This window comes from Legionella geestiana (genome assembly GCF_004571195.1).
Taxonomy (GTDB): domain Bacteria; phylum Pseudomonadota; class Gammaproteobacteria; order Legionellales; family Legionellaceae; genus Legionella_B; species Legionella_B geestiana.
Window position 1 is genome coordinate 1773249 of sequence record NZ_CP038271.1, and the last position, 17363, is coordinate 1790611.

The window sequence follows — 17363 nt, forward strand, 5'->3', positions numbered from 1 at the left end:
GTTGCACACGGCGTTAATTAACCAGCACAAACGGTACTTACAAATTTTTGCGCTTGTATTAAGGTTTTGTTAAGATTCGTTCTGCTATAGTGTTATTAAATTAAGCAGTGTTTTTTGGAGAGTTGAACATGGCTACTTTTTTCAAGCCAGAAAAAGGCAAAAATGCCGGGGTTGATGCCGATGTCGTAGCCGACTATGCGCGTCAATTTCATGGACTCCGGGATACACTCCTGGCGGCTGCAGTACGAGCACCGGATGCTTATAAGACACAGGCACTGAAAGCAATGGAACCAGGCGTTCGAGCCTTTGGCAGTGCACAGGACAATATCCTCGATAACGGCCCATCTCTCGGCGCATGACCGCAAGGCCGCCCATGATGGGCGGCAACATCCTAAAACACTTCCACTTTCCTGTCAGGTTGCTATACTCATCAAAAGCGCGCAATACATCTGCATTGTGCCTTACAAACGAACATTGCGAGCCTATCCTCCATGACAGAAAAGGTTGCACCCGAAAAACTTGAAGCCATACTGAAATCACTGGATGAAGCCATTGCCGAAGGGCCATGGGAGGCGTCCAATTTTTTGCGCATCATTGGTAAACATCTGCAGGATATCCGTAACGGACTCGCCGGACACCTGCACCACGATGAAGACGATGAGGAAGCGCAGCGAAAGATAGCAGAACTGTTAAACCCCATCGACAGAACCGGCAAACGGGAAGTGTATGTGTCGCTCTATACCTCTGACGGGAGCAACCTCGCGGCTTGGGAGCGCATTATCGCAAACCTGCCGCGCCAGATGACATCGCGTGCCATTTATGCCAGTGAGGAAGACGCGGCCTCAGCGGCACGTTCGCGGGAAAACCGTACCAATGAAGGGTATCTGGCGATTTACATCGATGAAATGGACATACTGACCGTGTCGCCCGAAAAGACCATTTTTGACCGACGCGGCAAGCCGCTGCTGGGTCTTAAAGACCGTGCCATTAAGCTCGAAAATATCACCCGTTTTGTGCACGAAAACGACATTTATGCGTGGCGTTTTGGGCGACTCGTCAAGATTTAAGTACGCCCCTGGCGTTTTACGCGTTCTTGGGGTTATACTGCCCTGAAGCACTCCTGATGCACGATGGCATTCATGGCTCAGCAATCATCATCCCAGCAAGGCGGCGGTGGCGACAACGCATTCGCGCCGGTTTGGATTACCGTCCTCTTGATGATAGTCGGTTACCTGCTCTGGTACTATGAGCACACGGCGATTGTGCGCTTTGTATTCTGGCTTAACCTGCTGCAGGCGCACATCGTTACATTGTTTATGGGGGATGAGGTCCTCGCGCAGCCCATTTACCTCATGCAGACCATTGACCCTGCAGCAGTTGAATGGAGCCAGCTGGTATCCCTGACGGCGATGGTGGGTGATTACGTCCGTTATCCGGTGGGGGTGATGCTCGTTATCTTTGCCATCGTCATTTACCAGTCCAATATTCGTCAGAAGTACCGTAAGGCGCACGATATGAAATCTCTTCGCGCCCAGGAGCAGTATAACTGGCCGGCTATCATGCCAATTGTTCCTGTTGACCTCGTTTCCCAGGATATCGACACCGGCCCCTGGGCAATGGCGCTCAGTCCCATGGAATTTGCCCGCAAGCACCAGCTGCTTCGCAAGGACGATGCGCTCCTCGATAATCCAGTGCCCGGACTTGAAATGACAGCCGGCCTGCGCCGTGGCGATGCCAAGCGTGTTTTTACGCTCCAGCTGGGACCTTACTGGGAAGGTTTTGAACGCATGCCGCCACATGCGCGCGTGCTTTGTGCCGTTTTTATGGCGCGCATGAACCGCGACCGCGATTCCGCACGGCACATTCTGGAAGTGATGGACCGCACCACGGTTGCCGGGAAGCCGCAATACAGTGTCGCGGATGCCACCATTAAAAAATTTCGCAACGCCGAAAATGTACAGTTGACCATCGCGAAACATGCCTACATGCTCACGGTGATGGCATCGTTGCTGCAGCAGTCACGCGAGGATGGCGTGGTGCCCAGCTCAGAATTTTTATGGTTAAAGCCTCTCGACCGGCGAATGTGGTATATGCTTAACAGTGTGGGACGACAAACGCCCTATGTGGAAGTGGGTGGGCCATTTGCCCACTGGGTGGCGGAACGCACTATCGGGCGTCGCTGCCTCGTGCCGATGGTGGAAGAAGCGATTAATGCACTCGAAGTTGCCATCCGGGAAATTAAGCTGACCCCTAAACAAATGCAGGAACTCAAGCCATGATGCGAGGTATTGATTCGCGGCATGAAATTGACCCAACCCAGCTGTTGCGGGATACGCGCACCCTCTCGCAGCGTATTTCCGATTTCTTTGCCGAACCGACAAACTCCGCCATTGTACTGTTTACCCTGGCAGGTGGTGCGTATTTTCTGCCGGAAGCGGCCTCCTTGATGATTATCTTTGGCCTTCCGCTATTCCTTTTTTGTTATACCCGCAAGCAGAAGCTGCCGTTTCGCATGCCGCAGATTGCACGCAGAAAAGATTATAACGACCTGAAGCCCGGTATTAAGACCCCCTATATCTCTCGTGGCATTTCTTTTTTTGGCAATGAGATGAAAACCGGGGAAGAGCTCTGGTTTGCCAACGATGACATGCGAACACACGTACTGATTTTTGGCTCCACCGGTGCCGGTAAAACCGAAGCGCTGGTGTCGCTTGCCTATAATGCGCTGGTTCAGGCAAGTGGATTTATCTATGTAGACGGAAAAGGGGATAACTCGCTTTTTGCCAAGATTTTCTCGATGTGCCGCAGCATGGGGCGTGAGGATGATTTGCTGCTTATCAACTTTATGACTGGTGCTCGTGACATTATTGGTCCGCAGGAAAAGCGTCTTTCGAATACTTTAAATCCTTTCTGTCAGGGCTCATCGAGCATGTTGACCCAGCTGGTGGTAAGCCTTATGGGGTCATCCAACCAGTCTTCGGACGGAGACATGTGGAAAAACCGCGCCATCAGCTTCGTGGAAGCCTTGATGCGCATTCTCGTATACATGCGTGATGAGGGTGCCATTCTGCTGGATGCCAACACCATTCGTAACTATTTTGATTTGGGTCGCATTGAATCCATCGTGATAGACAAGGTCTTTCCACGGGATGAGCAGGAGAGCATTAACATCGAGTCCGTGCCGAAGCTCGTGACTGACCCGATTCGAAACTATCTTTTTAACCTTCCGGGATATAACAAAGAGAAAAAAGGCAAGCAGGTATCGCAGGTACTGGAACAGCATGGATTTATCACCATGCAGCTCGTTCGAACCTTCTCCTCGCTCGCCGATACGTACGGACATATTATCCGCACAAACCTCGCCGAGGTTGACTTCAAGGACGTAGTGCTGAATCGGCGTATTCTAGTGGTACTGCTGCCAGCGCTTGAAAAATCCCCGGATGAACTCTCAAACCTTGGCAAGGTGATTGTGTCCTCTCTGAAAGCCATGATGGCGGCGGGGCTTGGGGAAGACGTGGAGGGGGATTACCGCGATGTAATCGAGCGTAAGCCCACCCATGCGCCCACGCCTTATATGTGCATTCTTGACGAATATGGCTACTATGCAGTGCAGGGCTTTGCCGTGGTGCCGGCACAGGCACGTTCGCTTGGTTTTTCCGCAATTTTTGCCGGTCAGGATATGCCGGCATTTCAGAAAGCCTCCAAGGAAGAAGCGGCCTCCATTGGTGCCAATACCAACATTAAGATTTGTATGAAACTCGAAGACCCGACAGAAACCTGGGATTTCTTCACCAAAACTGCCGGTGAAGCCTACGTGACCAAGGTCGATTCATTTCAAACAAAAGAAACCAGTATTTCCAACAGTTACCTTGACACCAAGAGCTCTTCATTTGAGCGTCGTGCACGGATTGACCTGCTTGATCTTAAAGAGCAGACCGAGGGGGAGGCGCATATCTTCTTCAAATCCAAGATTGTCCGTGCGCGCATGTTTTATGCGAGTCCAAAGCCGGTTAAGCGATTAAAGATTAACCAGTTTTTGAAAGTAGAACCACCACCGGATGATTACCTCGCACGCCTGCAAAAGCAGCTGGCGAATTTTCAGCAGGTTTTGCAAAGTGGCAACCTCAGCATTGACAAGGTCGTGCATACTGAGGAAATCGCGCTTATTACCCGTTCGTTGCATGAATCAACGGCACAGGGGCCCATTGAGCGCGGCGTTGCAGCACTGCTTGCCTACCATGGCCATAACGAGCCGGAGCCGCTGGAAGAGCTGGTTGAAGATGAGCCGGAAGGGGTGATTACCATTTTTACCCGTCTGCGCCATCCAGAGGGGGCAATGCCTTTGCTGACTGCAGACGTTGCCACGTTTTCGCTGCCCATTCTTGATATTAACTACACCCGCAACACCCTGCTTGCCATTGAACGTGCCGCTGGCGCCAAAGACCGCCAGGCGGCGGTGATTGCCGGTGAGATGATTCGCGATTTTCAGGTCGCCACAAGTTACCCGCCACTGGTCCGTGATACCATCAGTACGGAAGAGCTGACGGGCATTGTCAACGGGCTTCTGGGTAAAATTGATGTGGCTCGCGCCCGCGCTGAACAGGGTGGCGAGGCCGCATTCTAAGCCTTTCTGCAACGTATCTATTCACCACATTTTGAATGCTTTAGGGGAAAAGTCAGATTTGAGTGCAGGTTGTGCGAACGCATTACAAAAAAAGCGCAGCATACACCGGTATGTGAGCAGTTTTTTGTAATGCGTTCGCACAAGATGCGCCAAATATGGCTTTTCGGTGGGCGTGGTGAATGGTTACTCTGCAACAAGTTGTTATCAGGGACTTGTAACGCAATGATTTGTATGCTTTTATCACCAGAGAGTACGTTGGGTTGTTTTGCATTATTTTTATGCACAATGCCACGTTAAGGCAGACAGCCGACATCGCGGAGTACAGTGTGAGGTCAATTCAATCAACACGGGCCATGCGCCTGCTTACAGCACTGCTGGCGACAGCACTGTTGTGGTCGTGCAAGTCTTCCTCCAGCTTTGTGCCGCTGGATGATGACCCTCGTCTGCCGAGCAAAGTGCGGGGCACCTCAGACCCTAAAGCCCTTGCCATCCAAAAGCAGCTGACGCGCCAGGGGGTACAGGTGGTCAGTATGGGGCAGGATTATCTGGTCGCCATTCCTGCCAATCTGCTGTTTCCCGAGCAGTCGCCACAGTTGACCTGGGGGTCTTATAACGTTTTGAACACGGTGGCCTGTTACCTGAAAGAATTTCGTAAGGTGGGAGTGAATGTCACGAGCTACAGCAGCCGTTACATTTCCGCCGAACGCGAGCGAGCACTGTCCATCGCGCGCGCACGTGCCGTGGGGGATTACCTCTGGTCACAGGGAATTGATACACGCCTGCTCTTTACAGAAGGAGCCGGTAGTGATAAACCTGTAACAGCGGTAACGCAGGGGGGTGACGGCTCACCGAATGCGCGGGTGGAAATTACCTTCCGCAATGCCATTGTCTGAATGGGGATTTCATGAGCTTTTATACCTGGAGCAGAATAAGAGCCGCGAAAAGCTTTTATGTAAAAACCTACCGGCTTGTCGGGCGGCTGCTTCTTGCATCAATGGCACTGAGTCTTATTTTGATTTACGGTATATACCATCTCTGGGCGAATACACCAGAGCGTAATTTCTATGCAACCAGCGGTTACTATCCGCCCATTCAGCTGACACCGCTGAGTGCGCCAAATACTACGGATACGGCACTGCTTCCGCCCGATCCATCGGGTGAAGATGATACGCGGGCAATACCGCAATGAATCGGGGAAACCATGGCTGAAGATGCACTTGTCGCTGTAGCACTGCGAAACCGGTTTTATAAGGACGGGCAGCGTAAAATGGTGGTTGCCCTTCTGTTTTCGCTCACGATGAATATCGTACTGGGTCTTATCATGGGCTATATTCTGACCCATCCGCCGGCACCTAAATATTTTGCGACCAGTGTGAATGGCCGTATTACGCCCCTCTTTCCCCTGGATGAGCCCAACCAGTCTGATTCAGCCGTGCTGCAATGGGCAAGTCAGGCAGCCAGTGCAGCCTTTACTTATAATTTTGTGAACTACCGCGATGAGTTGCAGGCATCGTCCGGGTTCTTTACCGCCGAAGGATGGCAGCAGTTTCTGACCGCTCTTCAAGAGTCAAACAACCTTGATGCCGTCAAGGCCAAAAAGCTGATTGTATCGGCAGTCGCAACACGTGCCCCGATTATTCTGCAAAAGGGCATGCTCAATGGCCGTTATTCCTGGCGCGTCCAGATGCCGATTCTCGTAACGTACCAGAGTGCGAGCGAGTTTTCTCAGCAGAATAATATTGTGACCATGCTCATTACCCGTGTGTCGACACTCAACTCTCCACGCGGTATCGGTATTGCTCAGTTTGTTGTCGGTCCTGCAAGCGGTGAGGTGGGTGGATGATGCGACAAACCGGTCATTTGTGGCGTGTCCTCGGGGCGACAATGACGCTGCTGGCGTGTGCGCCTGCATGGTCTGCGCCGGACAATACGAATTCAGCGCAGCAGGCCTTGCAGCAGCTGAAACTGCTGCAGCAAAAATACGCACAGACTGGCGATGTCAGCGGTCCAGGTGGCCCCATGGGCGCCGGTCGACCCGGGACTGACAGTAATGCCAAAAATCAGGGCGCATTACCCATGGGGCAGAATGCAGAAGCCGCGCAAGCCGGTTCTCAGGTCATGCCCGAAAATGTTGCCGATACCATCGAACAGAAAGCATTCGAAGGTCTTAAAAAACAGATGTTTCCGTTGACACCCGAGCAGGTTTTGCGGTTGCGCCAGATGTATAAAACCAATGAAATGGCAGCGACTATCGACCCAGGCACGCCGCCAAAGCCGACAGCCACCTCGCAATTTGTCAATCTGTCTCCAGGCTCAACACCTCCCGTGATTCGTCTGTCACAGGGATTTGTGTCTTCCCTTGTTTTTCTGGACTCCACAGGTGCTCCCTGGCCAATTGCCGCCTATGACCTTGGTGACCCGTCAGCCTTTAATATCCAGTGGGATAAAACCAGCAACACGCTGATGATTCAGGCCACCAAACTCTATAACTACGGCAACCTTGCCGTGCGCCTGCGCGGCCTTAATACGCCGGTCATGCTGACACTGATTCCCGGGCAGAAAGCGGTAGACTATCGGGTGGATTTGCGTATCCAGGGACTTGGCCCGCATGCCAAAACCATGCCCATGGAGGAGGGTCTGCCACCGGTTGCAAGCGATATTCTCCTGCATGTTCTGGATGGCGTGCCACCGGACGGCAGTTCACGGCTTGTAGTCAGTGGCGGGGATGCGCGCGCATGGCTGCTGAACGATCGCATGTTTGTGCGCACCAATCTCACAGTACTGTCTCCGGGATGGATTGCCAGCATGACAAGCGCTGACGGCATGCATGCCTACGAAATGCAGAAGTCTCCGGTATTGCTGGTTTCCTGGCATGGAAAAGTGATGCAGCTTAAGGTAGAAGGGTTATAAATAATGGCTGGTCGAAAAGAAAATCTGAAGGCGCTTTTTTCTAATACGCGCACACGTATCATTCTGCTCTTTACCACCATTCTGCTGGTGACCGCAGTCACAATTGCATACTTCAAGTTCCAGTCTAAAACGCCAGAAGACCTTTCTTCTGCACGACTTGGTGGAGCACCAGTCGGCATTGCTTCCATTCCTGGAGGACTTAATCCCACGGCGCAGTATGCGAAACTCGTTGAGCAGCAAAATTTGAATCAGGCGCAAACGGCCATCAAAAAAGGTGGCAGTGCGATTCCAACAATCGTGAGAAGTCAGGCTTTTGGTGAGGGTGTTGAGTCGGTAGGTCCGCAGGGTGGGCGCGGCGGTGTCGGTTTTAGTACACTGGCGCTTGAAGATACCGCTGGCAGCCAAAAAAGTCTCTGGCTGCAGCAACTGCGCGACAGTAACTGCAGCAAGTCATCCTTTGACAGTGTCATGAACGAGGGCGGTACGCTGAGCCAGGTTAAAGACGCGTGCACCTGTGTGCAATTGCGTGCCAATGGCGTGCCGCTTCAGAGTTTATCAAAAATCTGTTCCTGTCCCGATTTGAAGGCAGCAGGCGTCAGCGCTGTGGATTTGCGCCAGTCTGGATATACAGCCGGACAATTGCGTACCTGTGGCTATGACGCCTGTTCTCTGCGTGCGGCAGGCTTTAGCGCGCAGGAAATGAAAGACGGTGGTTTCAGCGATGATGAGCTCAAGGGTGCCGGATTCACAAATGCGGATATTGCGGCGGCGAGCGGGCTTCCTGGTGGTATTACGGCCGCGGATGTGCGAAACGCCGGTTGCAATGCTGATGCGCTTTCGCGCCTGCGCAATGCGGGTGTGACGGCATCGGCTGTGCGGCGTATCAGCGGCTGCAGTGCCGCTCAGTTGAAAGCAGCAGGCTTTACGGCTTCAGAGCTGCGTAATGCTGGTTTCAGCGCCGCGGATTTAAAGCGCGCCGGATTTACACCGGCTGAACTTCGCGCCGCAGGTTTTGATGCGCGCTCATTACTGGACGCGGGTTTTACCCCAAAGGATTTAAGCGATGCGGGCTACACGCCTGACGAAGTGGCTGAAGCCGAAACACGGCTGCCGCCCGGTGTGACAGGTGCTGATGTGCGCAATGCCGGTTGTTCGGAGGCGGTGCTTAGAAAAGAGCGCGTCGCCGGTGTCAGTGCAAACCGCATCCGACAGTTTGCCAACTGTACGGCAGAACAGCTCGCGCGTGCGGGGTTTGATGCGGACGATCTTACCAATGCCGGCTTTACGCCTAAAGAAATCGCTGCGGCTGAAAGTGCTTCTGGACCTCTTGCGAATGCGTCTTTAGCCTCTGAATTTGTGCCTGATAATGATGTGAAGGCTGCGGGCTGCGACCCGACAAAACTGTCCGTGCTTCGCAGCAAGGGCGTATCAGCGCGAAGAATCCGCGACATGAATGGTTGCTCTGCTGCATCCCTTAAGGCTGCAGGCTTTGATGCAGGTTCCCTTATCGATGCGGGTTTCACCCCTAAAGAGCTCAGTGCGGCAGGCTTTACTCCAGCCGAGCTGAGGTCCGCCATCCTGGCCGATGATGCTGATGTAAAGGCCGCAGGCTGCGACCCGCTTAAGCTTAAAGAGTTACGCGATGAAGGGGTCTCTGCGCGACGCATTCGCGATTTAAACGGCTGTTCGGCCTCCGCTCTGAAATCCGCGGGCTTTAACGCCACTGACTTGACTGACGCAGGCTTTACACCACAAGACCTCGCAAGTGCTGGATTTACGCCCGCAGAAATACGTGCAGCACAGGCTGCGGGTGATGCGGCCGTACGAGCAGCAGGCTGTAATCCAGACCAGCTTGCAGCACTCCGGGCTAAAGGGGTTTCAGCGCGCCGCATTGTGAGTCTTTCAGGCTGTTCTGCCGCGGCTCTAAAGGCCGCCGGCTTTGACGCCAAATCACTCCTTGATGCAGGCTTTACGCCCAATCAGCTCATGGCAGCGGGTTTTACGCCCGCAGATATCAAGGCGGCAGGAACTGCCTTGGATGCAGCGGTCAAGGCCGCCGGCTGTGATGAAACAAAACTGGCTGAGCTGCGCTCAAGAGGTGTTTCGGCCCGTCGCATTGTAAACATGTCAGGATGCTCAGTTGCGGCACTTAAGGCCGCAGGCTTTACGCCTGCGGAACTACGCGATGCAGGATTTACGCCTGCTCAGCTTGGAATGGCTTCAGACACTCCAGGCGCTCTGGTTCCCGACAGTGACATCCGGGCTGCCGGCTGCGATGCAACGAAACTAAGTGCGTTGAAAGCCAAAGGTGTATCAGCAGAGCGCATTAAAACCCTTAACGGGTGTTCCGTCAGTGCTCTGAAAGCGGCAGGTTTCGGGCTAAAAGATTTAGCGGCCGCAGGATTCTCGCCCAAAGAACTTCTGGCAGCAGGCTACAGCCCGGCTGATTTGGCCGCTAATGGTGTAGGTACTGCCGCGGCAGTGGCTGATGCTCGAATACCGGATTGCAGCGTGGACTCACTGAGTGCCGCGCGCGCAGTCGGTGCAACGGCCGCATCCCTGCGCCAGAGTCTTGGCTGCAGTGCCGCAGCCCTTAAAGCTGCCGGTTTCAGCGCCAAAGATTTAAAAGACGCGGGATTTACCGCCGCTGAGCTTAAAAACGCGGGCTTTGGGCTTGCAGACCTCAAAAACGCCGGGTTTTCAGCGCGCGCACTTCGTGAAGCAGGTTTCAGCGCCGCCGACCTTAAAGCCGCGGGATTTGACGCAAGAGCGCTTAAGGATGCAGGCTTTAGTGCCGCTGACTTGAAAAAGGCAGGATTTAGCATCGCGCAGCTGAAAGATGCGGGATACAGCGCCAAAGAGATGAAAGACGCAGGTTACAGTGCCCAGCAGCTGCATGATGCGGGATACTCAGCTGAAGACATGAAAGACGCCGGATTTACGGCATCGCAGCTAAAAAATGCCGGATACAGTAATGATGAACTGCGCGATGCAGGCTTTAGTGTACCTGACTCCAAACTGGCAAGTCTTGACGCGCTTACTGCTGACCTTGGTACCGACACCACAAAAGCACCAGTGAGCACGTTTGGGGGGCCTGGAAGCGCCATGCAGGGTCCTTCTGCCGCACAAATGAGCAACAACACCCAGCAGCTGCAGGCCATCATCAAACGGCAGAATGAACAAATGGCCGATCAGCGTTTTCAGCAGCAGATTCAAGATCGCACCGCGAAGATGAGCAGTGCGGCCAACCAGATGATGTCGCGCTGGAAATCCGTATCCACGCAGCAATACACCGGAGGCAGTGGCGGTGAGGGCGCAGGTGGCGAAAAAGAAGCTGGAAGCTCTATTCCAGGACTCGCAGCCGCCGCCTCTACCCCCGGAGTGCCCGGTGCCGGCGGCATTGGTGCGCCTCCACAAAAAGCAATAGTGAAGACCGGGGATGTGGTCTTTGCAGTGCTTGATACCTCCGTCAACAGTGATGAGCCAAGTCCGATTCTTGCGACCATTGTCAGTGGCAGGCTGAAAGGTGCGAAACTGATTGGAAGTTTTATACTGCCGTCCAATTCCAGTAAGATGGTTATCAGCTTTAATACGCTTTCAGTGCCGGGAGCTGCTCGCAGCATTCCGGTAAGTGCCTACGCAATTGACCCGAATACGGCACGCACCGCCCTGTCAAGCCGTACCAACCACCACTACCTGTCAAGGTACGGCGCGCTGTTTGCGTCTTCTTTCCTTGAAGGTTTCGGTAATGCCTTCCAGTCTGCGGATACTACGGTTACCATTGGCGGAACCGGTGGCGGCGATAACATCACCGTACAAAACGGTATCAGCCGTTCAGCGCTTGAAAATGCCGTGATTGGACTCGCAACACTTGGAAAAAGCTGGGGGCAGGTGGCACAGCAGCAGTTTAGCCGCCCAACAACAGTAGAAGTTTTTTCAGGAACTGGAATGGGGATTCTGTTTACACAGGATTTGATGTCTCTTTCATAAAAGAACAGGTACGATATGGCAGATAAGGAACAGAACAGCGACGAGTACGAATACGCCGAACTCGATACATTCAATCCCGAGCCTGAGAGCGAAGAAATTCCCGGTATGGAAAATGCCGCTAATGCCTTTACTCCCGGGCATAAGCCCGTGAATGTCCGCCGTAATGCGATGATAGTCATCGGACTCTTCCTCGCCGTGGTCATTGTGTGGAAATTTGTCGGCCTGCTTTTTTCCGGCAGTAAAAGTACGGATGCAGCCTCACCCATGGACGTTGCCTCAGCGCCAGTCAGCACGCCACCGGTCGTGCAGCCTGTACAACCAGCCGCGCCTTTGCCGACTCCGGTTGCCTCTCAGCCCCTGCCCTCGCCGGTGAGTGCAGCACCCGCACCCGACAGCGCCCTTGTGAGGGATGTGAACCAGAAGCTGTCTGCGCTGGAGCTTGGTCAGAACAGTACGCGCCAGGAGGTCAGTGCGGTTACCGGTCAGCTCGAATCAATTGGCTCAAACATGCAAAAACTGACAGCACATGCGGCCGCCATGCAGAAGATGATTGAGTCGCTTGCTGCAACAGTTGAGGAGCAATCCCGTGAAATCGCGGTTTTGACCGCCCGCACGGCGCCAAAAGTTCGCCCGGTTGCCAAAACACCATCCCCACCGCGTGTGGTATACTATATACAAGCGGTCATTCCCGGGCGCGCGTGGCTGGTGTCGTCCATCGGTAACACACTTACCGTGCGAGAGGGAACACCCATTCCGGGCCTTGGTGTGGTGAGGCTCATTGATGCACAGCAGGGACGTGTCGTCTTAAGTTCAGGGCAGGTTATCCGCTTTAGCCAGCAGGACAGTTGAGGGGCTCATGGCCGATTGCGATTATAATTGTGTGCTCGGCAAGATTCAGGACCAGGCGAATGTACTGGTGCGTCTTGCTGAGAACCTTTTACCCATTGAACGCCTGCTTACAGGCGGTGCCTACGTCATGGGCATAGCCTTTGCGATGAAAGCGGTGCTTGCGCTTAAGTCAATGGGGGAATCGCGGGGAATGGGCGGCTCTAACGCCATGAAAGAGCCGCTGGTCTATTTTATGGTGGCCGCGGTCTTTGTCTATTTTCCGACGGCCATGCAAGTCTTCATGAATACTACTTTTGGGTATTCCAATCCCTTATCCTACGCACCTATCGATACCGGCGCATCAGGCGGTGGCAGCATCATTGACAGCATGTTTGGCAGTGGCAGTGCCATTGGTGAGCCGCTTACCATTATCATTCAGGTGATAGGACTTGTTGCCTTTCTGCGCGGATGGATTCTTATCGCGCGCACCGCATCCTCCGGTCAGCCGCCAGGAGGTACTGGAAAAGGCATGGTGCATGTTTTTGGTGGTATTCTTGCCATTAATATAGTTGGTACTCTGCGTATGATTAGTGCTACATTGTACGGAACCGGCTGATTACCATTAAAAATTCTAAAGCGTTTGTATCTATTCACCATATTTTGAATGCGGGGGCTGGTTGTACACATACGCAAAGTGGTAGTATTTTAGGGATAATGCGTTTTTCAACAATCATAAACATGTTGATACAAGGGAGACATCAGTGAAAAAAATAATAAAAAACACACGATTGTACCAGAAAGCGTTTGAAATTAGCGTTGCCGCCAGCCTGCTGGCTCATGGAGGCAGTGCCATGGCCGCTGATACTACCCTGACGCTTGGTAATGTTGCTACCACAATTACCACATCATTTGCCAACCTTTCCAAACTGATGACTGCCGCATCCTATGTCGGCGGAATCGGATTTGCAGTCGGTGCCATCATGAAGTTCAAACAGCACCGAGACAACCCGCAGCAGGTCACCATTGGTACTTGTGTTGGTATGACGGCGGTTGCCGCAGCACTCCTGTTCCTGCCCACCATTCTTGGAATCACAGGTCAGACCGTCTTTGGTGGCGCTCAACAGACCGGTGGCGCGACGGGTATCATCTTCTCCTAAAGGCTGTCAGTACGTGAAGCAGGGTCATTATGGCTGAAACTACAAGGCGTCCGGCGTTAAGACTGAGAGCCAGTCCTGGTGCCTGGCGCCTGTTTTCTGCCCGTAAGGCTGATGAACGTTTTCGAAGCTTTGAACAGAAAGTGTTTCAGCGTGACAGGTATACCTGTCAGTTTTGTGGTTTCCAGGCACGCCAGTTTCAAGATGTTATTAATCTGGATGCCAATTATTCCAATAACCGCATGAGCAATCTGGTAACCGCCTGCTGTTTTTGCTCACAATGCTGTTTTCTTGAGTCTGTTGGTGTCGGTGGATTCGGTGGAGGAACGCTGGTATATGTTCCAGAATTGACTCAGGAAGAACTTAACAGCCTCTGCCATGTCTTTTTCTGCGCCATTACCAATGACACCGGCTACAGAGTCAGTGCGCAAAATATTTATCGGGCATTGCGTCAGCGTTCGCAGGAGGTTGAGGAAAAGTTTGGAGAGGGTACGAGCGATCCGTCCATATTTGGTCAGATGTTAATTGACTCCAATGCAACGTCTCCAGAAACGCAGGATAAACTGTTTCATAATGTACGGCTGTTGCCATCCAGAGCCAAATTCAGAAAGCAGATTGAGCAATGGGCAGCAAGCGCGCTTCAGGAAATGGCTGAACAGCAAAAATCCTGAAAGGCTAACGCGCAAAACGCTGACAAGGGGGAAAAGGGGAATGGGGACTTGGGCAGAATCATTTTTTGATGGTGTGGATACCTTTTTTTCCTGGCTGAGTACGGGTCTTAAGCAGTCCGCTGATACCTATTGCGAACTGGAAACGGCTGACAGCGAGACGGTACTCGTCAACCACGATGGCTCACTGCTATCCATTATTCAGGTTATGGGGGTTACGGCTCTGGCGGGGCCTGAAGAATTTCAACGCCTTGTAGAAGGCCTTAACAATTCACTGCACGGCGCCATGAGTCGTCCAGGACATGCCATGCAGGTGTTTTTCAGCCACGACAAACAAAACATTCGTAAAATTATTAATGATATCTATCAACCGGCGGAAGCGACTGCGCGCCGTCTTGAACTTAATCTCGCCGACCTTTTCGAGGAACGTGTCGAGTATCTTTCCCGCTATTGTGCGGATGAGAAAGTCTATTTTGTGCTCTACACCCGACCATTTAATTTGCCGCCCGATCAGTTGAAAGCCGCCAATAAGGCGAAGTTCAAGATGATTCGTGATAAAAAAATTCCTCCATTTCGCAATTCGCAAACGGTTTTTGCAGCCATTCCCGAGCTTCGTGATACTCATGATGCCTTTGTGCGCTCGCTCATGAATGACATGGAAACACTGCACATCAACGCAGAACTGCTTGAAGTGCATAAAGCCGTACATGCCATCCGTATGACGGCAGACCCTGATTTTACTGCCGATGACTGGAAGCCGGTATTGCCTGGCGACATGATTGGGACACGGGAAATCAACGGTTTTTCCGGTAATGCTTCGGATTTACTGTGGCCGCCGCTTGCGGCCCAGGTGATACCGCGTGACAGTACTGTACTTGACATGCGTACGGTGCAGGTAGGGGATAAAATTTATTCTTCTGCATTTATCGACCTGTTCCCGAAAGATGTGCGCCCGTTTATGATGCTTTTTGCACGTATTCTGCCTTCACATGTGCCCTGGCGAATGGCATTTCTCATTGAGAGTGAAGGATTTGAAACGGTTAAGCTGAAGGGCCTGCTCGCTTCCATTCTCAGTTTTTCCTCAGCACAGAACCGGCTTATCAGCGACTCGGTGAATCTCCTGAAGTACCTGCAGCTTAATACGGATGAGGCAATTGTCAGGTTGCGCGTGGTAGCTACCACCTGGGCGCCGGAGGGGAACCTCCCGCTTTTGCGTCGACGCAGCTCTGAGCTGGTTAAGGCCATACAGGGCTGGGGTTCGATGGATGTATCAGAGATGTGCGGTGATCCGTTTGCGGGATTTACCTCAAGCATGCTCGCCACGACCCTCGATAATGCGGCTACTCCTTCTGTCGCACCACTGACCGATGTTATCACCATGCTGCCCATCACGCGCCCGGCCTCGCCCTGGGAGACAGGAGCGCTGCTTTTCAGGACGCCCGATGGAAAGCCATGGCCCTTTCAGCCAGGCTCTACTCAGCAGACCACGTGGATTGATTTGGTGTACGCGCGTCCGGGTTCCGGTAAATCGGTGCTCTCAAATGCCATTAACCTCGGGCTTTGCCTCTCAGGCGGACTGGTGCGTCTCCCGCGTATTGCCATTATTGATATCGGTCCATCGAGCAGCGGACTTATCTCGCTTCTTAAAGAAGCGCTGCCGGCTTCCAAACGCCACCTTGTGGCGTATCATCGGCTGCGAATGACACCAGAATTCTCCATTAATCCTTTCGATACGCAGCTTGGCTGTCGTTACCCGACCGCCTCCGAGCGCTCGTTCCTTGTTAACTTCCTGACTCTGCTGACAACGCCACTTGGGGCGGTAAGGCCCTATGACGCGATGCCAGACCTCGCCGGCATGGTGGTCGATGAGCTGTATAAATCCTTTGCTGATGAATACAACCCCACGCCTTATGCTCCTGGTGTTGAAGAGTTTCTTGACAGTATCCTCGAGGAAATTGGCTTTGTGCGCGACTCCAAATCCACCTGGTGGGAAGTGACCGATGCACTCTATTCGGCTGGTTTTCCCCATGAAGCCATGCTTGCGCAGCGTTATGCGATGCCATTGCTTGCGGATGCGGTATCTATTTGCCGTATTCCATCCATCGAAGACTTGTATGAAAAAATCAAGGCGCCAACCGGTGAGTCGCTCATCAACGCCTTCTCGCGTATGATTTCCAGTGCGGTGCGCGAGTATCCCATCCTTTCGCGTATCAGCGCCTTTGATATCGGCGATGCCCGCGTGGTATCGCTTGACCTTGACGAGGTCGCGAAAAGCGGCGGAGACTCGGCCGACAGGCAGACGGCGGTCATGTACATGCTTGCCCGTTATGTGCTGGCGCGACACTATTATCTGACTGAGGAAAACCTTGGGGACATTCCTGATCAATACCGCGAATACCACCGTGAACGTGTGGCAGAAATTCGTGAAGATCACAAACGGATTGTCTATGATGAATTCCACCGTACTTCGCGTTCATCTGCTGTACGTGATCAGGTGGTTACCGACATGCGTGAAGGCCGTAAATGGCGCGTGCAGATTGCGCTTTTGTCGCAATCGGTTGATGACTTTGACCCCGTCATGATTGATTTTGCCACGGCTATTTATGTAATGGACGCGGGACCTTCACAGGCAGTGGAAAAAACCTGCAGCATTTTTGGCCTGTCTGAAACGGCAAAAGCGGCGTTGCGCCAGCGTGTGCATGGCCCTAAACAGGGCGGTGCCACCTTCCTCGTGCAGTATGCGACTAAAATGGGCATTAACGTGCAGCTGCTGACATTGACGCTCGGGCCTGTAGAGCTGTGGGCTTTCAGTACGACCTCTGAGGATGCCACCGTGCGCAACATGCTTTACCGCAACCTTGGCCCTGCTGAGGCGCGACGTGTTCTTGCATCCTTGTTCCCGAACGGCTCCGTTGCGCGAGAGCTTGAAGCGCGATTGGCTGCCATGAAGGAGCAGGTTGGCCTGATTGAAGAAGAGCAGAAAAACGGGGTTGTGCGTCAGCTGGTGAGTGATATTCTGGAAGCCTATTCCAAAGACCCGAATCTCAAAAGCCTGCCATCCAAAACCGTATCCTGACAGGTTTTTGAAGATAAAGGCATGCATCCCTGCAAGTATTTCCTCAGGAAGGCCTGATGATGTCAGAGGACCCAGCCAGGGCTTGCGTACCTTCTTCAGGTGCACGGGGTTGA

14 protein-coding genes are annotated in these 17363 nt (G+C 53.0%); all 14 read left to right on the plus strand.

What is annotated here, in order from left to right; translation table 11 throughout:
• Nucleotides 1-128: 128 nt before the first annotated feature.
• Entirely contained in the window at nucleotides 129-359 is a 231-nt protein-coding gene (locus tag E4T54_RS07915; RefSeq protein ID WP_028387410.1) for a hypothetical protein, read from the plus strand.
• Between the two features lie 132 nt (nucleotides 360-491).
• A complete protein-coding gene (gene icmQ / locus E4T54_RS07920; RefSeq protein WP_028387411.1) occupies nucleotides 492-1067 on the plus strand; it encodes a Dot/Icm secretion system protein IcmQ in 576 nt (191 codons plus the stop codon).
• A 72-nt stretch (nucleotides 1068-1139) separates the two neighbouring features.
• Entirely contained in the window at nucleotides 1140-2279 is a 1140-nt protein-coding gene (gene icmP / locus E4T54_RS07925) for a type IVB secretion system coupling complex protein DotM/IcmP (RefSeq protein ID WP_028387412.1), read from the plus strand.
• On the plus strand, nucleotides 2276-4624 hold the full coding sequence (locus E4T54_RS07930; protein ID WP_028387413.1) for a TraM recognition domain-containing protein: 2349 nt from the start codon (nucleotides 2276-2278) through the stop codon (nucleotides 4622-4624). The genes icmP and E4T54_RS07930 overlap by 4 nt, the downstream gene beginning before the upstream one ends.
• 326 nt (nucleotides 4625-4950) lie before the next feature.
• Nucleotides 4951-5517, plus strand: coding sequence for a type IVB secretion system protein IcmN/DotK (icmN, locus tag E4T54_RS07935; protein WP_028387414.1), 567 nt, complete (start codon nucleotides 4951-4953; stop codon nucleotides 5515-5517).
• Nucleotides 5518-5528: 11 nt separating this feature from the next.
• Complete coding sequence (icmM, locus tag E4T54_RS07940) at nucleotides 5529-5813, plus strand: type IVB secretion system protein IcmM/DotJ (RefSeq protein WP_028387415.1); 285 nt, start codon at nucleotides 5529-5531, stop codon at nucleotides 5811-5813.
• A gap of 12 nt (nucleotides 5814-5825) precedes the next feature.
• Nucleotides 5826-6467 carry a type IVB secretion system apparatus protein IcmL/DotI gene (locus tag E4T54_RS07945; protein ID WP_028387416.1) on the plus strand — a complete coding sequence of 214 codons (642 nt, stop codon included), beginning with the start codon at nucleotides 5826-5828 and terminating at the stop codon, nucleotides 6465-6467.
• Complete coding sequence (locus E4T54_RS07950; RefSeq protein ID WP_115152858.1) at nucleotides 6464-7534, plus strand: DotH/IcmK family type IV secretion protein; 1071 nt, start codon at nucleotides 6464-6466, stop codon at nucleotides 7532-7534. The genes E4T54_RS07945 and E4T54_RS07950 overlap by 4 nt, the downstream gene beginning before the upstream one ends.
• 3 nt (nucleotides 7535-7537) lie before the next feature.
• Nucleotides 7538-11524, plus strand: a complete 3987-nt coding sequence (gene dotG, locus E4T54_RS07955; protein WP_028387418.1) for a type IVB secretion system protein DotG/IcmE — start codon at nucleotides 7538-7540, stop codon at nucleotides 11522-11524.
• A gap of 15 nt (nucleotides 11525-11539) precedes the next feature.
• Nucleotides 11540-12373, plus strand: a complete 834-nt coding sequence (gene icmG, locus E4T54_RS07960) for a type IVB secretion system protein IcmG/DotF (RefSeq protein WP_028387419.1) — start codon at nucleotides 11540-11542, stop codon at nucleotides 12371-12373.
• 7 nt (nucleotides 12374-12380) lie between these two features.
• A complete protein-coding gene (locus tag E4T54_RS07965) occupies nucleotides 12381-12968 on the plus strand; it encodes a hypothetical protein (RefSeq protein WP_028387420.1) in 588 nt (195 codons plus the stop codon).
• A gap of 145 nt (nucleotides 12969-13113) precedes the next feature.
• A complete protein-coding gene (locus tag E4T54_RS07970; protein ID WP_115152857.1) occupies nucleotides 13114-13509 on the plus strand; it encodes a type IV secretion protein IcmD in 396 nt (131 codons plus the stop codon).
• Nucleotides 13510-13538: 29 nt separating this feature from the next.
• The gene (gene icmJ / locus E4T54_RS07975) at nucleotides 13539-14177 is read left to right on the plus strand and encodes a type IVB secretion system protein IcmJDotN (RefSeq protein ID WP_028387422.1); all 639 of its coding nucleotides are present in this window, start codon (nucleotides 13539-13541) and stop codon (nucleotides 14175-14177) included.
• Nucleotides 14178-14217: 40 nt separating this feature from the next.
• Entirely contained in the window at nucleotides 14218-17250 is a 3033-nt protein-coding gene (locus tag E4T54_RS07980) for a type IV secretion protein IcmB (RefSeq protein ID WP_058387119.1), read from the plus strand.
• Nucleotides 17251-17363 lie beyond the last annotated feature (113 nt).